Annotated in this window: 18 protein-coding genes; 4 read left to right on the top strand and 14 right to left on the bottom strand. The window is 58.1% G+C overall.

The window, feature by feature from the left end:
• The 3 genes from ACSQ20_RS04535 (at window position 1) to ACSQ20_RS04525 (ending at window position 4,011) form a co-directional block, all read left to right on the top strand.
• Window positions 1-1,029, top strand: coding sequence for a lysylphosphatidylglycerol synthase transmembrane domain-containing protein (locus tag ACSQ20_RS04535; protein WP_436017853.1), 1,029 nt, complete (start codon window positions 1-3; stop codon window positions 1,027-1,029).
• 24 nt (window positions 1,030-1,053) lie between these two features.
• Window positions 1,054-2,376: an NAD(P)/FAD-dependent oxidoreductase gene (locus ACSQ20_RS04530; protein ID WP_436017851.1), complete on the top strand. Its 1,323-nt coding sequence runs from the start codon at window positions 1,054-1,056 to the stop codon at window positions 2,374-2,376.
• Window positions 2,377-2,508: 132 nt separating this feature from the next.
• Window positions 2,509-4,011 (top strand): hypothetical protein, encoded by a 1,503-nt coding sequence (locus ACSQ20_RS04525; protein WP_436017849.1) that lies wholly within the window; start codon window positions 2,509-2,511, stop codon window positions 4,009-4,011.
• A gap of 75 nt (window positions 4,012-4,086) precedes the next feature.
• On the opposite strand, the gene ACSQ20_RS04520 is transcribed toward ACSQ20_RS04525, so the two are convergent.
• From ACSQ20_RS04520 to rfbB, 11 genes are all read right to left on the bottom strand, one after another.
• The gene (locus ACSQ20_RS04520) at window positions 4,087-5,067 is read right to left on the bottom strand and encodes a class I SAM-dependent methyltransferase (RefSeq protein WP_436017847.1); all 981 of its coding nucleotides are present in this window, start codon (window positions 5,065-5,067) and stop codon (window positions 4,087-4,089) included.
• Between the two features lie 127 nt (window positions 5,068-5,194).
• The gene (locus ACSQ20_RS04515) at window positions 5,195-7,783 is read right to left on the bottom strand and encodes a glycosyltransferase family 4 protein (RefSeq protein ID WP_436017845.1); all 2,589 of its coding nucleotides are present in this window, start codon (window positions 7,781-7,783) and stop codon (window positions 5,195-5,197) included.
• A gap of 18 nt (window positions 7,784-7,801) precedes the next feature.
• Complete coding sequence (locus ACSQ20_RS04510; protein ID WP_436017843.1) at window positions 7,802-9,136, bottom strand: class I SAM-dependent methyltransferase; 1,335 nt, start codon at window positions 9,134-9,136, stop codon at window positions 7,802-7,804.
• Between the two features lie 14 nt (window positions 9,137-9,150).
• Window positions 9,151-10,389 carry an ABC transporter ATP-binding protein gene (locus ACSQ20_RS04505; RefSeq protein WP_436017841.1) on the bottom strand — a complete coding sequence of 413 codons (1,239 nt, stop codon included), beginning with the start codon at window positions 10,387-10,389 and terminating at the stop codon, window positions 9,151-9,153.
• 44 nt (window positions 10,390-10,433) lie between these two features.
• On the bottom strand, window positions 10,434-11,468 hold the full coding sequence (gene gmd, locus ACSQ20_RS04500; RefSeq protein ID WP_436017839.1) for a GDP-mannose 4,6-dehydratase: 1,035 nt from the start codon (window positions 11,466-11,468) through the stop codon (window positions 10,434-10,436).
• A gap of 130 nt (window positions 11,469-11,598) precedes the next feature.
• Window positions 11,599-12,393 (bottom strand): ABC transporter permease, encoded by a 795-nt coding sequence (locus tag ACSQ20_RS04495; RefSeq protein ID WP_436017837.1) that lies wholly within the window; start codon window positions 12,391-12,393, stop codon window positions 11,599-11,601.
• A 48-nt stretch (window positions 12,394-12,441) separates the two neighbouring features.
• Complete coding sequence (gene rfbD, locus ACSQ20_RS04490; RefSeq protein WP_436017835.1) at window positions 12,442-13,353, bottom strand: dTDP-4-dehydrorhamnose reductase; 912 nt, start codon at window positions 13,351-13,353, stop codon at window positions 12,442-12,444.
• 221 nt (window positions 13,354-13,574) lie between these two features.
• Window positions 13,575-14,489, bottom strand: coding sequence for an NAD-dependent epimerase/dehydratase family protein (locus tag ACSQ20_RS04485; protein ID WP_436017830.1), 915 nt, complete (start codon window positions 14,487-14,489; stop codon window positions 13,575-13,577).
• Window positions 14,490-14,531: 42 nt separating this feature from the next.
• Entirely contained in the window at window positions 14,532-15,089 is a 558-nt protein-coding gene (gene rfbC / locus ACSQ20_RS04480; protein WP_436017828.1) for a dTDP-4-dehydrorhamnose 3,5-epimerase, read from the bottom strand.
• Entirely contained in the window at window positions 15,086-15,967 is an 882-nt protein-coding gene (gene rfbA, locus ACSQ20_RS04475; protein WP_436017826.1) for a glucose-1-phosphate thymidylyltransferase RfbA, read from the bottom strand. The genes rfbC and rfbA overlap by 4 nt, the downstream gene beginning before the upstream one ends.
• Window positions 15,968-15,977: 10 nt before the next feature.
• On the bottom strand, window positions 15,978-17,045 hold the full coding sequence (rfbB, locus tag ACSQ20_RS04470) for a dTDP-glucose 4,6-dehydratase (protein ID WP_436017824.1): 1,068 nt from the start codon (window positions 17,043-17,045) through the stop codon (window positions 15,978-15,980).
• A gap of 268 nt (window positions 17,046-17,313) precedes the next feature.
• Between rfbB and ACSQ20_RS04465 the strand changes: the two genes are divergently transcribed.
• Window positions 17,314-18,153, top strand: a complete 840-nt coding sequence (locus ACSQ20_RS04465) for a symmetrical bis(5'-nucleosyl)-tetraphosphatase (RefSeq protein ID WP_436017822.1) — start codon at window positions 17,314-17,316, stop codon at window positions 18,151-18,153.
• Between the two features lie 101 nt (window positions 18,154-18,254).
• Here ACSQ20_RS04465 and ACSQ20_RS04460 read toward each other — a convergent pair whose 3' ends face one another.
• The 3 genes from ACSQ20_RS04460 to ACSQ20_RS04450 are packed head-to-tail and all read right to left on the bottom strand — an operon-like array spanning window position 18,255 to window position 21,475.
• Complete coding sequence (locus ACSQ20_RS04460; RefSeq protein ID WP_436017820.1) at window positions 18,255-19,100, bottom strand: lysophospholipid acyltransferase family protein; 846 nt, start codon at window positions 19,098-19,100, stop codon at window positions 18,255-18,257.
• Window positions 19,101-19,131: 31 nt separating this feature from the next.
• Window positions 19,132-20,409: a dihydroorotase gene (locus tag ACSQ20_RS04455; protein ID WP_436017818.1), complete on the bottom strand. Its 1,278-nt coding sequence runs from the start codon at window positions 20,407-20,409 to the stop codon at window positions 19,132-19,134.
• Between the two features lie 40 nt (window positions 20,410-20,449).
• On the bottom strand, window positions 20,450-21,475 hold the full coding sequence (locus tag ACSQ20_RS04450; RefSeq protein WP_436017816.1) for an aspartate carbamoyltransferase catalytic subunit: 1,026 nt from the start codon (window positions 21,473-21,475) through the stop codon (window positions 20,450-20,452).
• Between the last annotated feature and the right edge of the window lie 42 nt (window positions 21,476-21,517).

Genomic DNA, 21,517 nt, shown 5'->3' with positions numbered 1-21,517 from the left:
ATGAATTCTGCGCAAGACAACTCGCTACGACGAAAACGGCTGCCTTTACGACAGTTGGTAGGTGTCGGCATATCGATAGCCTGCCTCGTACTGGTCTTTCGGAAGGTCGACGTTGCTCAGTTACGCATCGCATTGGAGAACTTCAAGTGGCATTTCCTTGCACTTGGTATCGCATCGCTCGCGATCGATTACGCGGTCCGTATCCAACGCTGGGCGGTGTTGCTACGGGCAGGTGAAGCCAACGTGACTGGCTGGGCTTGTGCCGCCCCGTTCCTGGGCTCGATTACGCTGAATAACGTGTTGCCGTTTAGGGCGGGCGACCTGGTGCGCGCGCTGCTCTTTCCGGCCGCCATTGGTGTGCGGCGTGTGACCGCGACGGCAAGTCTGTTGCTCGAGCGACTCATCGACATGCTGACGCTTTTGATGAGCTTGGGCATTGGCCTTTCGCTAAGCCCCGTGGCGCACGTTCCCGAATGGCTGGGCCATACAGTTACCGGTTTGGCAATCGGAGGTTGCGTCACGCTCTTTCTTATTGCCGTACTAAACGGGCCGTTATTGAGGCTGCTCGCGTCACTTCGCGCAATCGCCGACCGTCGCGGCCTATTAAAGGTCGGAAGCGGGATAGCGTTGTTGATTGAGTTGACTCGCGATGCTGCCGGCATGTCGCGACCACGCGTTCTCGGCGCACTGGCGTTGTTGTCAGCAGTCATTTGGGTCGGGGAAACCGGGTTGTTCTGGGCTGTTTTGCACGGGCTGTCGATCGACGCCGCGTTCCCCGCCGCGCTGACCATTATGGCAATAGCAACGCTTTCGACGCTCGTTCCATCTTCGCCGGGCTACGTGGGGCCTTTCCATTTGGCGGCCTATTCAGCAGCGGTCATGCTCGGCGGTTCATCCGCCCAAGCGGCGAGCTTCGCAGTCCTGGCGCACCTCGGGCTGTGGCTTCCGACCACGCTCGCCGGAAGCATTGCGATTCTCGCCAAGCCCGCGCTCTTCAAGGGCCGATCGGCGGTCCATCCGACCGCCTGACCTCTTTTTGGATTCAAGCAAGCAATGAGTACGCAATACGATGTCGTTATTGTTGGCGCCGGTTTTACCGGCTTGGTCGCAGGCCTCGATCTCGCACGAGCGGGAAGGAAGGTCCTCATCCTAGAACGAGACGCAGGGCCCGGCGGGCTTGCGGGAACATTCGAGTTCAAGAACGGCATCACCATCGAAAAGTTTTATCACCATTGGTTCAACAACGACGAATACGTGCCCGAGTTGGCCAGCGAACTGGGGATTGCGGATCAGATCGTGACGCTGCCATCCAAGACTGGCATGTACTTCAACGGCAAACATTGGCGGCTGTCGACGCCATTGGACCTACTAAGATTTTCGCCGCTACCGCTGCTCGATCGAATTCGATTGGGCTTGCTTGTGTTTCAGGTCCGGAAGATCAAGGACTGGAAAACCATTGAGCACTTGTCGATCCGCGAGTGGCTGGAACCGCTGTGCGGCAAGAACGTCTTCAAAGTCGTCTGGCAACCGTTGATCGAATCGAAGTTCTCCGTATACGCGGACGCGGTCAATGCGGTGTGGTTTTGGAAAAAACTCGTTTTACGAGGCAGCACGCGCGACAAACAGGGCGGCGAACAGCTCGCTTATTTCAGAGGCGGATTCGGGCGATTGGCTCAGAAGATCGCAGATGAAATCGTTCAGTTGGGTGGCGAAATTCGGTATGGAACCGAAGTTACTGGGACCGAGACGTCTAACGGGCATGTCACTGCCCTTCAGACATCGCAAGGCTCTCTGACATCGAAACATTTCCTCTTCACGCCTTCGTTTCAAGTCATCGCAAATATTTTTAACGGTGCAGCTGATCCGAAATGGCTCGATTCTCTGCGACGCATCAACTACCTCGGCAACATGTGTCTGGTGCTGCAACTCGATCGCAGCCTTTCCGAGACCTATTGGCTAAACGTCAACGATCCGGGCTTTCCGTTTGTGGGTGTTATCGAACACACGAACTTCGACCCTCCGGAAAACTATGACGGCAAGCATATCGTCTTCATCTCGCGCTACTTGGCAACACAGGACCCTGTATGGGCATACGAAGACAGGGAGTACCTCGATTTTGCTATCGAGCATCTGCGCCGGATGTTCCCTGAGTTCAACGAGTCGTGGGTACAAGACTTCCGCGTCTGGCGAGCCGAGTATGCTCAACCGGTGACCGAGCGCAACTACTCGGCGTATGTGCCGAAGCGGGAAACACCGTTCGCAAACGCGACGATATCGACCATGGCACAGATTTACCCCGAGGATCGGGGAACGAATTACGCCATACGTGAAGGCAGGGACGTGGCGCAGGCGATTAACGCACGGCTGAACGGCTAACCCTGGAAATCATGTACAGTCCCCCGCTGATAGCTGGAGAAGGCTCGCTCTGTCGGTAACCATATGAACAAGCTGCCTCCCACGAGCGTAGCGACAAGATCGGGGCGCGAGCCCCGAGTTCGGTTTGCGGCAGTGACCCGCCTTCTGAAAAAAGGGGGGCTGTTGGCGTCACCGATTTCCTTGTACAAGGATAAGACCACTCATTGGGCCGAGGCTTCTGCCATTATTTATTTGGTGGCCCCGGTCTTTGTTTTCTTCGCATTCTTCGTGCGAATTTCGATTGCTATACCGGCCTGTCTTTTTATCGTTTTATGCTTAATCGATATCGCTGGCAAGACTGAATGGATGCAGGGTTTCCGGCCCTCACGCCAAACGCTTTACGCGTTTTCGGTCGCCGCGATATGGCTATGGCTTGCAGGAAGCTTCGGTGGGTTGCGGCAAAATTCCGACTGGGTCAAACATTACGCCCTGCTCAACTACCTCGCGGCGAATTCATGGCCCGCGACGATTCACGTGGATGGTCTCAACGGGAACTGGGGCGTCCGGTATTCGCTCGGTTGGTATCTCGTGCCTGCGTTGGTGCTGAAATACACGGGCCTGCATGCGCAACGCATAGTGTCTGGCCTGTGGTCACTGATCGGCTTATTTCTCTTTTTTCGCACGCTGCTCGGCTTGATCACGGCGCGGCGAGCGCAACTTATTGTCCCGTTGGTTTTCGTCGTTTTTAGCGGTGCCGACATTATCGGCACCGCGCTTACGCACTTTCAGATGGGGCTCATCTATCACCTTGAATGGTGGGATGGTTGGATCGAATACGGATCGAACATGACATCACTGTTTTGGGTTCCCCAACACGCGATCTCGGTGTGGCTCGGCATAGCGACGCTAATGCCGCAAGATCGCCGGCCGACTCTGTTGCCATATCTGGCCTTGATGTACTCAGCAATCTCATTCTGGTCCCCATTTGCCGCGATAGGCCTCGCTCCCTACGGCGCGTGGCTGGTTTGGCGCTACGGCGTGCGGCAAATTGTTTTCAGCCCACAGGCAATTTCCACTGTGGCACTTCTGACAAGCCCAATCGTTCTATATCTGGCTGCGGGCTCTGGGCAAATCCCGCATGGCTTTATCGGAACAGCCGCAAACCGATGCGTTTTGAGCGAAAGCGCAGGTGCGCCATGCTTTTCGTGGGCGTCGTACCTCATGTTCGTTGCCGTCGAGTTCGCGGCGCCCGCAGCTATTCTGCTGACGGCAAAAAATGAGCGCAAAGCGATATTGGTAATTGCGATCGCGTCGCTGGTGCTCATACCGCTCTATAAGGTCGGGGCATACAACGATTTCGGCATGCGCGCATCCATGGCCAGCCTCGCTGTTCTAGCGAGTCGATCTGGAGAACTGATCGCAACTGGCCAACGTATTGCAGTAGCAGCAATGATGGTCGCACTCGCCTTTGGTTTGCCCACTGCGGCAGGAGAGATGGCACGGGCGTTCACGAATGCACCGGAGCCCGACATCGATTCGGACCTGACGAGATCGCTCAATGATCATCCTGAAGTGTTGCCGCAGTACTTCGCCAAATTGCCTATTCCAGTGCTTAGGACGTCAAGCGGCGAAGCCGCGACAAAAGCAGTGCATTAGCCAACGAGCCGAATCTCGACGACGCGTTTGAACGATGCCGTTCGTGCCGCAGCACCCAAAATTCACCGATACTCATCATTCAAGCTTCTCCGGCGGATACGACCGATACAGCCACGCCGGCAACTTGCCCCCATCCGCCCCATTGTTTGTAGCGCGAAGGAAGATGTACTGTCCCAGGTCGTGCTTCCGATATTCGATCAAGTGACCAAATTTGCTTGGCTCGATAAAATTCGACGTTATGTTTTCGTGCACATCCGCCGTAAATATTTCCTCCACTGTAAAGCCGAGGTAACCGAGTAGCGTGTGCAGTTCATGCTTGTTGTACTCCCTGTTATGCCGGCCGTACGGACCGTATCCACTATATGGGTCGTAGATGTTGCTGCCAACAATAAGTCGGGCCACGTTTTCGATCCGATCGACATTTGGCGTCGTCAGTATCAGCGAGCCGCCTTTGCGCAACACTCGTTTTATCTCGCGCAAAACCTTGCAAGGATCATTTAACAGATGCTCGATAATCTCGCAAAATAGGACAACATCAAACGAAGCAGCATCGAAAGGAAACGAATCTTCCTCGATATTGAAGTGCTGATACGAGAGTTCGGTCGGGGTAATTTTCGTATCGGCTGTGTAGCCTTTATGAAAGACTCGCTGTTTGTTTAGTCCGTGGGCAAACTCTGCACTGAAATAGTTGGCAAGACTCCACTCGACTGACGTAAAACGCTTCAGCAGCATGGTCGTGAAGTACGGATTGGCTCCAAGTTCCAGACCGGTGCACGGCCGTTCCGATGCACTTGTCGCCCGTTGAACCAACCCATAGGTGTGAACGAAACGTTCGAAATCCTGCGTGCAGTAGCTCTGGATCGATTCCGGAGCGCCCTCGACCCGCACGGACTTCAACCAATCGAAGAGCGCCGCTCTAGAGATCCCCTCCGGTAGCGGCAACGGAAGGCGAAGGGGAAACGAATCAAGGGTATGGTGATGGATCTTATTGGTTGCGATCTCTCTCGATGCCGCCATTTCAAGCGCATCAGCGCTGTTACGTCTCCGCAAGAACATATGGCCCTCTCTCTGTCGCGAGCACGACGCTCGCTTTTCGTTAAGTAAGCAACAGCTAAAGCAGTTGATACTGACCGCCGAGCAAAGCAGTGTAGCTCCGGAATATGTAACCGCAACCAATAAAAATTTATCCCGCCATCGCCGCAACAGCTCCCCAATTCGCATACCAAGCGTTACCCAAGATGACGTTGCTCAGCCGGAGGGCACTCTGCTCCCACGTCAGCCAGCGCATTCCCGAAGAAGCGGGGATAGTGCCCGCATCACGCAACCGCAACCATTCCCGAACGCAGTCCGTCAGCACCTCCGCGCCTTCACCGTCGAAATACAGCGCATGGTCCCCGGCCACTTCACGAAACACCGGTATATCACGAGCGATAATCGGAAGTCCTTTTTGTGCCGCCTCGATGAGCGGCAATCCAAACCCCTCGCCTTTCGAAGCAACAATCAAACAAGACGCAGCTTCGTAGATCTGATCGAGATATTCGTCGCTTGCACCCTGAATCCAGAAGAAACGTTTCCCGGTCTCCGGATGAGTGTTGAGCACGCGGTCGAACCCATTCAAACCCCACCCTGCTTTCCCAACGACAGTCAGATTCACATCCGCACCCGCCGCCCACAGTGCATCGAACGCGGCGATCGCCTGATCATGTCCCTTGCGCGGCTCGACGGTGCCCACCAACAAAAACGTCGGCTTCGCTCGCATCGCATCGATAAGCGTCACCGCGTTCTCCGGCACGCCCCGTGACGGTTGGCTACTCTCCATATCAGCGCCAAGATGGAAATACCCAAGCTTGAGTTCGCGCAACCGCGCGACCCCCGACGAATCGAGCCAGTCCTTCACATCGTCGGCCACGGCACGGGAAATTCCGATAAGCCCGTCCGCAACGGTAGCGATTGTCTTCAACCACGGCGGAAAGCATCCGGCAATTCCCTCATGGAACCATTCGGGACGCCTGACCGGTAGCAAGTCATACACGACGAAATGAATCTGCACGCCGCGCTGCCGTTGTTTGAGAAACCATCGCTCAGCAGCAGGTATCCGATCCGCGACCAGATCGAGCCCAAGAAAAACGTCTCCCGGTTGAGTATCAACCCAATCGTCGTCATCGTGCGATGCGTCGCTGGCAAAATCGAGCGACCGCCAAAACTGATTGGCGTACCGATAAGCCATTGTCGAGCGCTCCAGCCTCACGGGCCGAACCCGCCATCCCGGCGGCGGCGCCATCAGAAACTGACGCAGAATCGCACGCGTGACTCGTTGAATGCCCGACTTCGCGTCAATCTCCGACAGAACAGATACATCAATCAGAAATTGCCGGTCACGATCCGCACGTTGGTTGGACGCAATAGCATCCGCAGCCACGAGGCAATCGGAATCAAGCGCCGACGCATCGAGCTTTCTCAGCGAGTCAATCAAGCGGTGATAGCGGTTTTCGGCGGCCTCGCGGCGGTGGTGCAAATTCGCAGTGGCCCCTTCGGCGGCGCTTATCCCCGCCACGCGAGCCGCATATGCCGCTTCAAATGCTTGGACGGTGCGTCGCCCCGTCTCGTCCCAAGAAAAACGGCGCGCGCGAATTTGCGCATCCTCGCGCAGCGAAAGGGCGAAATCGTCATCGGTGAGCACGCGGCGCATCAGCGACACCATCTGCGAGACGTTCCGCGGATCGAACAGCGCATCTTCGCGCGCAATGACTTCGGGAATGCTCGTCGTATTCGAACCGATGACGGCAGCGCCCGTGGCCATCGCTTCCAACGCCGGCAGGCCAAAACCTTCGTGCAGCGACGGAAACACAAACAAGCTACATTGGTTATAAAGCGCGACAAGATCGTCGTCAGGGATATAGTTTCCCAGCACCAACTCGTCATGCCCCACACCGTTCGCCTTGGCAATTCCCCTTAGCTTGATGGCCTGTGCTTCGGTTGCCTGACACGCGAGGAACAACTGGTGCCGATGCCGAACCTCCGTCGGAAGTTTCGAATAAGCCACGATGAGCCGTTCGAAATTCTTGCGAGGCTCGACAATCCCAGTCGACATGATGAACGGACGATCAAGCGAGTAGCGGCGAAGCAAATCGCCCGCCTGCGCCGCTGAAACATCAAGTCGCTTAAATATATTCGACACGCCAGACGAGATATTGATGATCCGCTCGCCGGGAATCCCAAGTTCGCGAGATGCCTCCTCCGCGCAGTACTGCGATATCGCAAGCAGCACATCGGCGCGCTTCAACGCGTCGATCTTCTCGTAGTAATGCCGTCTGACACCAGTGTCCGCCAAATATCGCTCGGGGTTCAGAAATGGAATGAGGTCATACAGGGTAACGGCCGTAATGATATCGGCGTCGAATGCCTTCACCGAACTCGTCGACTGGTCGACGTACCCTTCGAACAAACTGCTGATATGGACCAGGTCCGGTTCAAGCTCGGCGATTGCGTATTCGCGAATGAGTTGGGCGGCGCCCACACGCCAGTTCTTCGACCCGACATAGGGCGTGAGTGGCGGAACGGAAAACACGACGATCCGCTCGCTGGGAAGCAGCCCCGCCAAGGAGGCGCGAATGCACTCTATCGAATCGGGAAATGCATCGCTGAGGATGACCCATATTTCGTGTGCGCCCGCGTTCCTGATAATCGACTTGGCCAACGCCATGCTATATCGGCCAATACCTCGAAATCTGCTCGCGGATTGGCAGCCTTGAAGGTCCAATACGATGCGCATAGTCGTCCTAACGTTGATTTACGGGGTACTGTTACTGCTGTCTTTCGCTTTCGTCAGATCGGCGTAGACTTTGCGCCCACGAGCCGTCAGGCGGTCGACAGAATCGACTTCGTCAACCCCATTGCCGGCAACGCCACGAAGCGCATCGATGCCAAGCGCGCCCACGAGGCGCGAACGCAGCTTCGGAAAGCGCGACAGCACCGTCGATAAGCGCGCTTTCAATACCGGCCGGCAACGCACGTATGCGGCAGCGTGCAACAGGCCCAGCGTAACGAGGCGCTTGGCAGCAGGTCTCGATACCGGCGCTTTGCGAAGCACCATGCCGCCCAGGCGAACGGGCGCGGACAGGCGCCAGCTTCGGCTGTTATACATGGCGTTGATCTGATCCTGCAGGCTCACGATCTCCACCTCGGCCGTCGCGGCGCGCTGTTCGATCCTGAATCGTTCGGCTTCGGCGCGGCGCTCCGCCTCACTCAACTTCAACTCGAAATCACGAATCCGGAGCTCGGCCTGATACGCCCGCTCTTGCCATCTGCGAACCTCCGCTTGGGCCTCGACAACGGTCAGATTCAACAGATCCACGCTGTCCTCTTCTCTCTTCGATACTGCGAGCAAGGATCCACTCACCAACGACTGGGCAGTCGCGACAAGCTCCGGGTTGTGCCGCTTGAACGCGATCACCGCATAATCTGGCGCCTGCATCAGATTATCGTCGAGCACTGAGACAACTTTGTTAATTACTGTTGCGCCGGCAAGCTCGATCGGCATCATTTCGAGGTCGTTGCGAACCACACCACGATTGACCGGAACGACAACCGCACTCTCGAATCCCGAATATTCGCAGGCAAAGCTTAGTAGTACTGACGGAATGGGCCGCTCGTGCGTGGGGTCGAGATAGAAGTTACAGGCACCCACAACTAAATTGGCCGGGTTCGGCGTTTCGAGAAGAATCGCGCCCCCATCGTCAAGCACGCGGTGCGCCTCTTTCAAAAATGCCAATAAGTTGTCGAAGCCCAGATGCTCGACGACGTGGAATGCGCTGACCAGTCCGTATGCATTCGCCGGCTGCGAAGCCAAAAACTGCATCGCGTCCGCCTTCGTCACCGACAACCCCGCAGCCCGCCCTGCCTCGACGAATTCTTCGTTCAGATCGAGACCCTCAGCCGGAATGCCGTGCTCGCCCAACAACTCGAGCCATTCTCCGCGACCGCATCCGACATCAAGCGCCTTCTTGTCAACCGTGGCATGCAACGCTTGAACGACCGGCAGATAAATGCTCTGTCGCGCCTTGATGGTCTCTTTCGTCCCGCGAAAGCGCTCTTCGAGCGCCCGATAAAAATCGTCTGACAGCATATCCCCGCGCCTCTTTATAGTTGGTAACTTACCGTGCTCAGTTCGGGCTCCATCCACGCACAGCCAACGAACTTCTTTTTAGACATATTGAGCACCTGGAAAACGATGGCATGGTCACGCCATTCGTAGTTCCTTCCCACATGAGTGTCGCCGGCATGTAGCGCCACCGCCACCGAATAATTGCCCTCGCCAAGATTGGCGGTGAATGCAAACCGATATTTGATGCGCTCGCCTGCGGCATATGCAACTCGCGCTGGCGAAGGCTGCGCAAGAAAACGCGTGTTGGTACCGAAAATCGGCTGCCCGAGGCGGTCTTTGATCGCATATCCAAGCACGAGGTCCGGCACGTTCTCGTGCACCGATACATCGACCTCCAACGCCACTTCGCTACCCACATCGATAATCTCGACGCGCTTGCCCTCCGCATCGACCAAGCGAATTTCGTTGACGGTCGCCTCGCCGGTGCCGGATATCGTTCGCGTCTTGCCGTCGTCGCCGCGCACTTGCTTGACGGTCTTGCCTTCGCGATCGGCAAGCAGTGCGTTGTAGTAATCGAAAATCTCTTCGGGGTCGCCCTGCTTTTCGAGGCGCCCTTCGTTCAACAAAATAGCGCGATCGCAAATCGATTGGATGGCCGTCTTATCGTGCGAAACGATCAGCAGCGTGGTGCCCTCTTCACGATACGAACGAATGCGATCGAAACTCTTGTGCTGAAAATAGGCGTCCCCGACGGACAACGCTTCGTCGACGATCAGGATGTCGGGCCGGCGAAACGTGGCCACACTGAACGCGAGCCGCATTTGCATACCGCTCGAATACACGCGCACCGGTTGATCGATCGCATCGCCAATTTCCGCGAACGCTTCGATGCTGGCCATATTCGCGTTGATCTCGTCGACCGAATAGCCAAGCAGTTGCCCGGCCATGATGACGTTGTTGCGCCCCGTGAAGTCAGGGTGAAACCCCATCCCCAATTCGAGCATCGCAGCAACGCGCCCTGTCACGCTGATACCGCCTTGCGTAGGCTGCGTGGTGCCGGTAATCATCTTGAGCAACGTGCTCTTGCCGGCACCGTTGATGCCGACGATGCCCACTGCCTCGCCCTGCCTCACCTCGAAGCTGATATCGCGCAATATCCATTTCAGTTGGTGCCGGACAACCTGCCCCGGCGCCATCCATTCAACCAATCGCCCAAAGCGTGAAGCGTATTGCTTGTACGCTTTGCTGACGTTTTGTACGGAGATACTGCCCATAAGATCGGGTCCGCTGTTACGAGTCGACGCGTTCAATGGCTTCGTTAGAACGAAAACCCGATTTCATTTCTGCGCAAATCGGCTTGCACCATCATCTGGCACAGTTCCTCGAGCGACGTCTTCGGTTCCCAGCCAAGCTTTTCCTTGGCCCTCGCCGGGTCGCCAATCAGCAATTCCACTTCGGCCGGCCGATAGAACTTCGGATTCACGCGAACGAGCACTTTGCCGTCGGCTGCATTCACACCTTCTTCTTTCTCGCCTTCGCCACGCCACTGCAATTCCGTACCCGTTGCCTTAAAAGCCATCGACACGAAGTCACGCACGGTCTCGGTACGGTTCGTAGCCAGCACGAACGTGTCGGGTTCGTCGGCCTGCAGCATGCGCCACATACCTTCGACATACTCCTTTGCAAAGCCCCAATCGCGCTTGGCGTCGAGATTGCCGAGTTCCAACATGTCGAGCTTGCCAAGCGAAATCTTCGCGGCGGAATCGGTGATCTTGCGCGTGACGAACTCGCGCCCACGCAGCGGCGATTCATGATTGAACAAGATGCCGCTCGAACCAAAAATATCGTACGACTCCCGATAATTCACGGTCATCCAGTGTGCATAGAGCTTGGCCACACCGTACGGGCTACGCGGATAAAACGGCGTGCTTTCCTTTTGCGGAACAGCCTGCACCTTGCCGAACATTTCGGAAGTGGAAGCCTGATAGAAGCGAATCGAGCGGTCGACAATGCGAATGGCTTCGAGCAAGTTCAACGCGCCCACGCCGGTAATCTGCGCCGTGGTGCAGGGCTGGTCGAACGACACGCCAACGAAGCTTTGCGCGGCGAGGTTATAGACCTCGCGTGGCTGCGCCGATTCGAGCAAGCGGATGGATGAACCAAGGTCGGTTAGATCATGCTCGACAAGGTGCAGCTTGGGGTGACCGAGAACGCCCACCTCTTCCATGCGCCAGAAGTTGACCGAACTCGTACGGCGATAGGTGCCATAGACTTCGTAGCCACGCTCGAGCAGCAATTGCGTCAAGTACGCTCCATCTTGACCGGTAATGCCGGTTACGACTGCCCTTGTCATTCCCTCTCCTTTCAAAAGCCAGTTCTTCGCAACCGCTTTTACGGCTTTGGCAAAGAACCATCACAATATCGAATCAAACGGCGCAAATTATATCCGAGGGGTATGGATCGAAACCCGATGCCCCCCTGCACTACAACTCGTCGACCATTTCCGCGGCATGACGCCGAAACAGATAAAGACCCAGCACGCAGACCAGTACGCCGGCTACGAATACCGGCCACACAATCGACCAGTCGGGCCACAAGCGGTTGACGAAAATGGTCTGATAACCCTCGACGAGGCTCGCCATCGGATTGAACCGAATCAACGGCTTCACCTTCTCGGGCAACACGTGCCATGGATAAACGATAGGCGTGAACCAGAACCAGAACTGCAGCAAGATGCCCATGAACTGGCCGACGTCACGAAAAAAAACGTTTAGGACTCCTAACGTCATGCCGAGCCCGATGCCGAACAACACCTGCGTCAGCAACAACGGTATGAGCCCGAGGAAGACGACGCCAGGGAAGTTTCCCGTCGCAACGAGAAAAATCAGAAAGAGTCCGAAGATGATCGCGAAATTAAGGAGTGCTGAACAAGTGACGATCACGGGCAACACGATGCGCGGGAAGTTCAGCTTTTTCAGCAGATTGGCGTTATCGACGAAAACGCTTTGCCCACGCGACACAATTTCGGAGAAGAGCCCCCAGGTCAATACGCCGGCGCACAGGTAGATGCTGTAGCCAAACGTGCTCTGTACACCGGGCATTCTCGATTTCATCACCTCCGAGAAAATAACGGTGTACACGACAATCAACGCCAACGGTTGCAGCACGAGCCACAACGCGCCGAGCATGCTCGTACGATAGCGCGTCTGGAATTCGCGTTTCACGCTGCCGATGACAAAACCTCTGTATCGAAGCAGCGCATTCAACAATGCACCCAATTTATCTTTCCTCTCTATTCACCGCCGGTCTGGCGGCCGACACGCTCATCACCACGCCTGCCGCTCTTGCAGGCAAAGCGCCAACGCTTCGCGCCAATGCGGCGCGCTGATGCCGAATGTCGCGCCCAATTTGGCATTGGACAAGCGCGAACTGGCGGGCCGTCGCGCCGGCGTCGGATAGTCGCTCGACGCAATCGCGACGACGTTTGGCGCCTTCGCGGGTAACGCCAGCTGGAAGATCGCCCGCGCAAAACCGGCCCACGACGTATCGCCGGCCGCGCTCAGGTGGTACGTGCCGGTTCGTTGCGCCCACCATTGCGTGCGTTCTTCGCGCGGCACAGCCAAGGCTTGCGCCACGATATGCGCGCTTAGCGTCGCAATCGTGCGCGACCATGTGGGCGCGCCCCATTGATCGTCGACGATCCGCAATTCAGCACGCTCAGCGCCGAGCCGCAACATCGTCTTCATAAAGTTGCGCCCGCGTGCGCCATAGACCCAACTCGTGCGCAAGATCAAATGCGGCGCGCTAGTCTTGGCAATCGCGCGCTCGCCGGCCAATTTGCTCTCGCCGTAGACATTGAGCGGGCCGACCGCATCCGCTTCGTCGTAGGGTGCGGCCTTGCTGCCATCGAAGACGTAATCAGTCGAATAGTGAATCAACGGAATACCTGCCCGCTCGGCGGCCATTGCAAGCACGCCCGGCGCCGTTGCGTTCACGCGCATCGCAGCGTCGACGTCCGTTTCGGCCTGATCGACCGCGGTATAAGCCGCCGGATTGACGATCAGCGAAGGCTTGATGGCCGCGAGCGCCATTTCGATCGCCCGTGCATCGGCGAGGTCGAGCCCGTGACGATCGGGCGCGATCACAGCGCCTAGCCCTTGAAGGCTGCGCACGAGTTCGAAGCCCACTTGTCCGGACGCCCCGGTGACGAGAATGATCGGTTGGTTCAAATCGGACATGAACGAATACGAATGCAACGCAAGGACGAATGCCGGATGATCGGCGCCGACACGCAGGAATTACGCGTCCGCTAGCGAGGACACGAGATTATAGAAGCACAAGGCGCCCGTTCGAAGGCACCTAACAATCTGATACACGCGAATTAGGCGGATTTTGCCGACCGAGAGGCGCAACAAGGTACAAATTGCCGCACCCGCTACGCTCGCTCACACGAATGACGCTAATGATGCTCGGGTTGAACCATCCAACGAATGGTATCGGCGAAATCGATGGGCTCGACATCGGGAACGAGTTGCCGCAATTTCGCCGCCGAGCCGATCAGCATTTTGACTTCGTTGTCCCGAACGAATGCGCGATTCACGCGCACGTCGAGATCATGACGCGATTCTTCGCGCACCATATCGATAACCCGGTGCAACGTGTAAGCTCGTTCGCTGCAAACGTTGACGACCTCACTGGCTGCGCTGCCTTCCAGTAGCGAACGGTAGATACGCGCAACCATCCGTACATCGGAGAAATCGCGCGCGACGTCGAGATTGCCGAGTTCGATGAACGGCTTGCGCTGCACGAAATGCGAGACGATCTTCGGCACGAGAAAACGCGACTCTTGCCCGCGGCCCGTGTAATTGAACGGCCGCGTCACGACGATGGGCAAGCGGTCGAACCAGGTCCGCACCAAATGCTCCATCGCGAGCTTGCTGGCGGCATAGTGGTTGACCGGTGCGGGCGGCACGGTTTCATCGACGACGCCTTCCGCATTCCCATACACGTTTGCACTGCTGGCAACGAGGATCTTCTCCGGCTGACATCCGACATCGACACAAGCCCGCAGCAAATTCAATGTGCCGACGACGTTGACGCGATACATGTCGAGCGGATCGTCGTGTGCAACGAAGCTAATGGCCGCCATATGCACGATATGCGTCGGGCGCACTTCGCCGATCACACGCCGGCACTCGTGCAATGACGAAATATCGAGGAAATGCTCGTCTTCGCCGACATTCTCGTTACGCGCCACCGTCCCGACGATTTCATAACCGGCACGTCGCAATTCATGGCTCACGTACGTGCCGGTGAAGCCGCGAACGCCGGTGATCAACACCCGTCGAGGCGCTGGCCGAGAAGAATCATTCAATACCATTTCCATCTTTGAATATGTGTTGACGAACCGGATCGATCAGTCCGAATCGAATAAATCCGCATCGGCCAGCGAACGGCCAGCAACATCTTTCGCCGCTAGCACAGGCTCGAAATCAATCGGCCATTCGATGCCCACCTGCGCGTCATTCCAAATCAGACAGCGTTCGAACTCGGGATACCAATAGTCCGTCGTCTTATACAGAAACTCGGCGGACTGGGACAGTACCACGAACCCATGCGCAAAACCGGGCGGAATCCACAGTTGCCGGTAATTCTCGCTCGACAGCACGATGCCGTCCCACTTGCCGAACGTGGGCGATGCGCGGCGCAGATCGACGACGACGTCGAACACCTCCCCTTCGGTCACGCGCACAAGCTTGCCCTGCGCATGCTGGATCTGATAGTGGAGCCCACGCAGCACACCCTTGGCCGAGCGCGAGTGGTTGTCTTGCACGAAAGTCACACCGTCTTGCACTTTCTGCGCGAATTCACGTGCATTGAAACTCTCGAAGAAGAAGCCGCGTGCATCACCGAATACTTTCGGTTCGATCAGCTTGACGCCGTCGAGCGACATCGAGGTAACTTGTATGGTCATGCTATTTGGTCAGTGAGAAGGCCGCAAAGATAGCTGCCATAACTGCTCTTGTTCAGCGGCTTGGCCAGCTTGAGTAGTTGTTCGGCATCGATCCACTTGCGGCGAAACGCGATTTCCTCAGGGCACGCCACCATCAAGCCTTGGCGCTTTTGCAGCGTGGCAATGAACGTTGCCGCTTCGATCAGCGAATCGTGCGTGCCGGTATCGAGCCACGCATAACCGCGCCCCATGATCTCGACGTTAAGCGCACCGTCTTGCAGATAGCGCGAATTCACGTCGGTGATTTCGAGTTCACCGCGCGTGGAAGGCGTAATGCTCTTGGCGATTTCGCAAACGTGCTCGTCGTAGAAGTAAAGCCCCGTCACCGCATAATTCGAGCGCGGTAGCGCGGGCTTTTCTTCGATCGATAAAGCACGAAACCTGGCATCGAATTCGACGACACCGTATCGTTCAGGGTCCTGTACGTGATAGGCGAAGACCGTGGCGCCGGCATGATGTTCGTTCGCCCGCTCGAGCTGGCTTACGAGGTCGTGTCCGTAAAAGATGTTGTCGCCGAGAATCAGCGCAGACGGCTTGCCGCCAACGAAATCGCGCCCGATGATGAACGCCTGCGCAAGCCCGTCCGGCGTGGGTTGCACAGCGTATTGGAGGCTCATGCCCCACTGGCTGCCGTCGCCGAGCATCGCTTCGAAGCGAGGCGTGTCTTGCGGCGTCGAGATGATCAACACTTCGCGAATGCCCGCCACCATCAACGTCGATAGCGGGTAATAGATCATCGGCTTGTCGTACACCGGCAGCAGTTGCTTCGATACGGCATGCGTAATCGGGTAAAGGCGCGTGCCCGAGCCGCCTGCGAGGATGATGCCTTTTCGTGCCATGGCCGCTCCTTCAAGCGCGCTGCGCGTAGTTCGTTTCAACCCACTTTCGGTACTCGCCCGAAGCGACTTCGTTCACCCACGCCTGATTGTCGAGATACCAGCGCACGGTCTTGCCCATGCCCGTTTCGAACGTCTCGGCCGGCTTCCATCCGAGGGTTCGTTCGATCTTGCCAGCATCGATCGCATAACGCCGATCATGGCCCGGCCGATCCTTCACAAAGGTAATTTGTTCGGAGTACGAACCATTCGCTTTCGGACGAAGATGATCGAGTAAATCGCAAATCGTCTGCACGACCTCGATGTTCGTTTTCTCGTTCCATCCGCCGACGTTGTAAGTCTCGCCTGGCTCGCCGCGCGCAAGCACCTCGCGCACAGCCGCGCAATGATCGCCAACGTAGAGCCAATCGCGCACATTGAGCCCATCGCCATACACCGGTAGCGGCTTGCCAGCCAATGCATTCGCAATCATCAACGGGATCAGTTTTTCCGGGAACTGATAAGGCCCGTAATTGTTCGAGCAGTTTGTCGTCAGTGTCGGCAACCCATACGTGTGATGATAGGCGCGCACGAGATGGTCGGAGCCCGCTTTCGTCGCCGAATAAGGGCTGTTCGGCGCATAGGGCGTTGTTTCGGAGAACTGAGGATCAGCGGGCGACAACGAGCCGAACACTTCGTCCGTCGAAACATGCAAAAAACGAAAGGCAGCGCGCGCCGCGCCATCAAGTCCGCCCCAATATCGGCGCACCGCTTCGAGCAGCGTGAACGTGCCAACGATATTCGTTTGAACGAAATCGGCAGGCCCGTGGATTGACCGGTCGACGTGGCTTTCGGCGGCGAAATGCACGACGGCACGCGGCTTGTGTTGCGCGAGCAACGTATCGAGCCAGGGGCCGTCGCAGATATCGCCGCGTGCGAAGATGTGGCGCGCGTCGCCCGCGAGCGGCGCCAGGGTACGCAGGTTCCCCGCATACGTCAGCTTGTCGACGTTCAGCACGGCTTCATCGGAATGGCCATTGCTAAGCCAATCCAACACATAATTCGCGCCGATAAAGCCTGCGCCGCCCGTTACCAGGATCATGGGGTTCCTCAAAAATGCGCGGCCGGCAACGCTCGTGCCGGAGTGTGCGTACAATGCCCCCGTCGCTCGGAGCCAGTTCGACGGCCCGCTCTTTGCTAGCGGTGAGGCACGCCTCCATGGCCGATGTACCCGCTTGGTTTGGCTACGTTCGGCTAAACGCGCTTGACTACGGATTCAGCCGCGCGTTCGACAAATAATCAGCTAATTATACGGCTGCAGGCCCTCAAAACTTGAGGGTGCCCTCTGCGCCCACTTGCACTCCGTAACCATGGACACTACAGCTGCCCCTTACGCCTTTGGCGACCTGCAAGGATGCCTCGCCCCGCTGCGACGCCTGCTCGCCGAACTGACATTGCCCAACGACACACCGCTGTGGTTCGCCGGCGACTTGATCAACCGCGGCCCGGAATCGCTCGCGACATTGCGCGAAATCGTAGGTTTTGGGTCGCGTGCAACCGTCGTGCTCGGTAATCACGATCTGCATTTGCTGGCCGTATCGGCCGGCATCCGCCGTCAACGGGCCGACGATACGCTCGGCGAAATCCTCGCGGCGCCCGATGCGGCTGAATTGCTCGACTGGCTGCGGCACCGGCCATTCGCCCACGTCGAGAACAATATGTTGATGGTTCACGCCGGCGTGTTGCCGCAATGGGACGCGACGCTCGTGCTCGAATTCGCCGATGAATTGCACCGGGCATTGCGCGCCGACAACTGGCGCGAAACGCTGGCCACGTTCTACGAAAAAGGGCCGAACCGGTGGTCGCCCAATCTGAAACGAACGGACCGCCTGCGCGTCGCATTCAACGCGTTCACGCGCCTGCGCTTTTGCTCGCCCGACGGCGAGATGGAATTCAGCGCGAACGGCACGCTCGCACACGGCCCAGCCGGTTTCCTGCCTTGGTTCGAAGTGCCCGATCGCCGCACGTCGGACATGACGGTCGTCTTTGGACACTGGGCCGCACTCGGGCTGATATTGCGCGAAAACGTGGTCGGGCTCGATTCTGGCTGTGTGTGGGGCGAGCGTTTAACGGCCGTTCGGCTGGATAGCGATCCGGCCAAACGCACTGTTGTGCAAGTCGAGTGCGACGACTGCCGAAATAATCGGTAACCACACGGGCTGCGTTGCGGCCGCTCGGTTTCATAAAATGCCTTCGTGAATGCGAACGTGAGGCCGCTGCGCGTCGTTACCGGTTGATGGCGTTTTAGTCGTCAGTCGGCCCGCTCGTATGTCGCCCCGCCAAGCGTATCGGGCACATCGGCGGCATTGCTCGCATCATCGGCATTACCGGCGTGAAGCGTGGCCCCCGGCGCGGCAAGATGCTGCGACTGCAACTCGGAGAGGCCCGCTGCCACGGCCTCTCTGGCCGCCGCTGCGAGTGCGCGCCGATCGGCCATCGGCTCGATCGGCTTGCCCACATACAAATGCGCTGTCAACGGCCCACGGCGCAACACCGCATCGACCGATTCCCCAAGCGACATATCGTTGATATACGCGGGCGCCGTCGACTGTTTTCCTTCGGCGTCCTGATAAAGGAGGCAGATGGGCTGCACCGCGCAACCTGACGACACGGCTGCCTGGAAAAGATTCGCATGAAAAGGCAGCAACGCCAGACCATCGGACGTCGTGCCCTCCGCGAACAGACACATCACCTCGCCTGCATCGAGCCGCGCGGCCATCTCATGCATCGTCCGATGCGCGTCTTTGCGCTTTTCGCGGTGAACGAACACGGTGCCGAGCTGATGCGCAAGCCAACCGACCACGGGCCAACCGCGTACCTCGGCCTTGGAAACGAATGGCGTGGGCCGCCACGCGTTGATCACGTAAATATCGATCCACGAAATGTGGTTGCCGACGACGAGCGCGCGATGGTCGAGCCGTGCCTCGTCATGGTGGACCACCAGCTTCATTCCGGCCAGACGCAGCATCTTGATTGACCACGCACGCGTGAGCGCGAGCTTGCGCTCGGCCGATGCGCGCGGAAAGCACGTGGCCACGGTCCACATGCCATGCAGCAGATGCAGCGCGAGTCGTATTTTGGCGAGCGCGAGCTTCATGTCGATCTTCGTCCGGCTAGGGCTTGGGTTTTCAGGCCTGCTCGAACGCGACGCGGCCCGCGACGACCGTCGCCCGCACACGCGCGGGCAACTCGTACCCGAGAAACGGCGTGTTATGCCCCTGGCTCTTGAGCACGCGCGGCTCGACGCGCCAATGGGCATTGCGATCGAAGATGCATAGATCGGCGGCCGCACCCACCTCGATGCGGCCCGCCGGCAAGTTCGACACGGCGGCAGGCGAAACCGTCACGCGGCTCATTGCTTTGGCTAGCGGCACGTTTGCTTCGTCAGCCCATTTCACCGTCAGCGACAGCAGCAACTCGAGACCGGTCGCGCCCGGTGTCGCCTCGTCGAACGGCAACAGCTTCTCGTCGTCGTCGACAGGCGTGTGGTTCGAGCAAATAGCGTCGATGGTGCCGTCTGCGAGCCCCGCACGAATCGCGTCGCGATCGCGCTGCGTGCGCAACGGTGGATCTAGGCGGAATTGCGAATCGAAGTAGCCGATATCGACATCGATCAAATGCACGTGATTAGCCGAGACGTCGCAACTCACGGACAACCCTTCGGCCTTGGCTTCGCGCACGAGTGCAACGCCCGCTGCCGACGATAAATGCGAGACATGCACACGCGCACCGGTGACGCGCATCAATTCGAAAATCGTATGCAGCGCAATCGTTTCGGCCGCGACAGGTACGCCGGCCAAGCCCATACGGGATGCCACCGGGCCGCTCGCGGCCACGCCGTTCTTGCCGAGGTAGGCATCTTTCGGCCGCAGCCATGTTGTGTAGCCGTACGTGCTCGCATACTGCAATGCGCGAAGCAGAACCTGCGTGTCGACGATCACGGCGTCAGCCTGCGAAAAACCGACACATCCGGCTTCGGTCAACGCGACCATCTCGGTGATGGTCTGCCCTTTGAGACCGACCGTCAGCGCGCCGAGCGGATAAACATGCACGCGATCAAGGTTCAGCGCACGAAATTTGAGCATCTCGACGAGACCGGGCTCGTCGAGCACCGGGTCGGTATCGGGCGGACATACGAGACTCGTCACGCCGCCCGCCAGCGCCGCCGCGGTCTCGGATTCGAGCGTGGCCTTGTGCTCGTAGCCCGGCTCGCGCAGGCGCGCCGATAGATCGACGAGACCCGGCGCCACATACAAACCCTGCGCCGCAATATGCTTCGTTGCTTCGAACCCGGCCGGTGCCGCACCGATCGCCGCGATCTTGCCGTCAGCGATAAACACATCCGCTTGCCGCTCGGCGCCGGCCGTCGGGTCGATCAGCGTGCCGCCTTCGATATGAATCTTCATGCGCTGCCTTTGTTTTTCGTCTTTCGGTCGTCGTTAGTCGTTAGTCGTTGTTGCCGGCCACGATGCCCATGACGGCCATGCGCACCGCAATGCCAAACGTGACCTGATCGAGAATCACCGATTGCGGGCCATCGGCCACCTGCGAGTCGATTTCGACGCCGCGGTTCATCGGCCCGGGATGCATGACGATTGCATCGGGCTTCGCGCGCGACAGACGCTCCGGCGTCAGCCCCCAGCTCTTGAAGTACTCCTGCGCGGAAGGCAGCAGTGCTCCGCTCATTCGCTCGTTTTGCAAACGCAACATGATGATGACGTCGACGTCCGCCAATCCTTCGTCGAGGTTATGAATAACGCGCACGCCCATTTGCTCGAGCCCGCCCGGCAACAGCGTGCGCGGCCCGACGGCACGCACCTCGGGCACGCCGAGTGTCGTCAATGCGTGGATGTCGGAGCGCGCCACGCGCGAGTGAAGGATGTCGCCGACGATCGCCACACGCAGCTTCGTGAAATCGCGCTTGTAGTGGCGAATGGTGTACATGTCGAGCAGGCCCTGCGTCGGGTGCGCATGGCGGCCGTCGCCGGCATTGATCACGTGCACGTGAGGGGCGCAATGCTCGGCAATCAGATACGGCGCGCCGCTCGATGCGTGACGCACGACGAACATGTCGGCATGCATCGCCGACAAATTGTTGATCGTATCGAGCAGCGATTCGCCCTTGCTCGTGGACGAGGCGTTGATGTTCAAATTGATTACGTCGGCCGACAGACGCTTCGCCGCAATTTCGAAGGTGGTACGCGTGCGAGTGGAGTTCTCGAAGAACAAATTGAAGACGGACTTGCCGCGTAACAGCGGCACCTTCTTCACTTCCCGGTCCGTCACGCTGACGAACTGCTCGGCCGTATCGAGAATATGCGTGACGATCGCGCGCGGCAGGCCTTCGATGCTCAGCAAATGCTTGAGTTCGCCGTTTTTCGTCAGTTGCGGATTGCCCTTCAGGAAGCCGTAGCGGAAACGGTCTGCCGATGCTGCACGGTCGCCGGCTTGCCCGGGGCGGACGATGTTCATGTTCTACCCTGCTTCAAACGTGAATGAATGGTGGTTGCTCAA

This window comes from Trinickia sp. LjRoot230, assembly GCF_964253315.1.
Taxonomy (GTDB): domain Bacteria; phylum Pseudomonadota; class Gammaproteobacteria; order Burkholderiales; family Burkholderiaceae; genus Trinickia.
The sequence above is the reverse complement of the archived record's forward strand: the minus strand, read 5'-3'. Positions and strand labels throughout refer to the sequence as shown.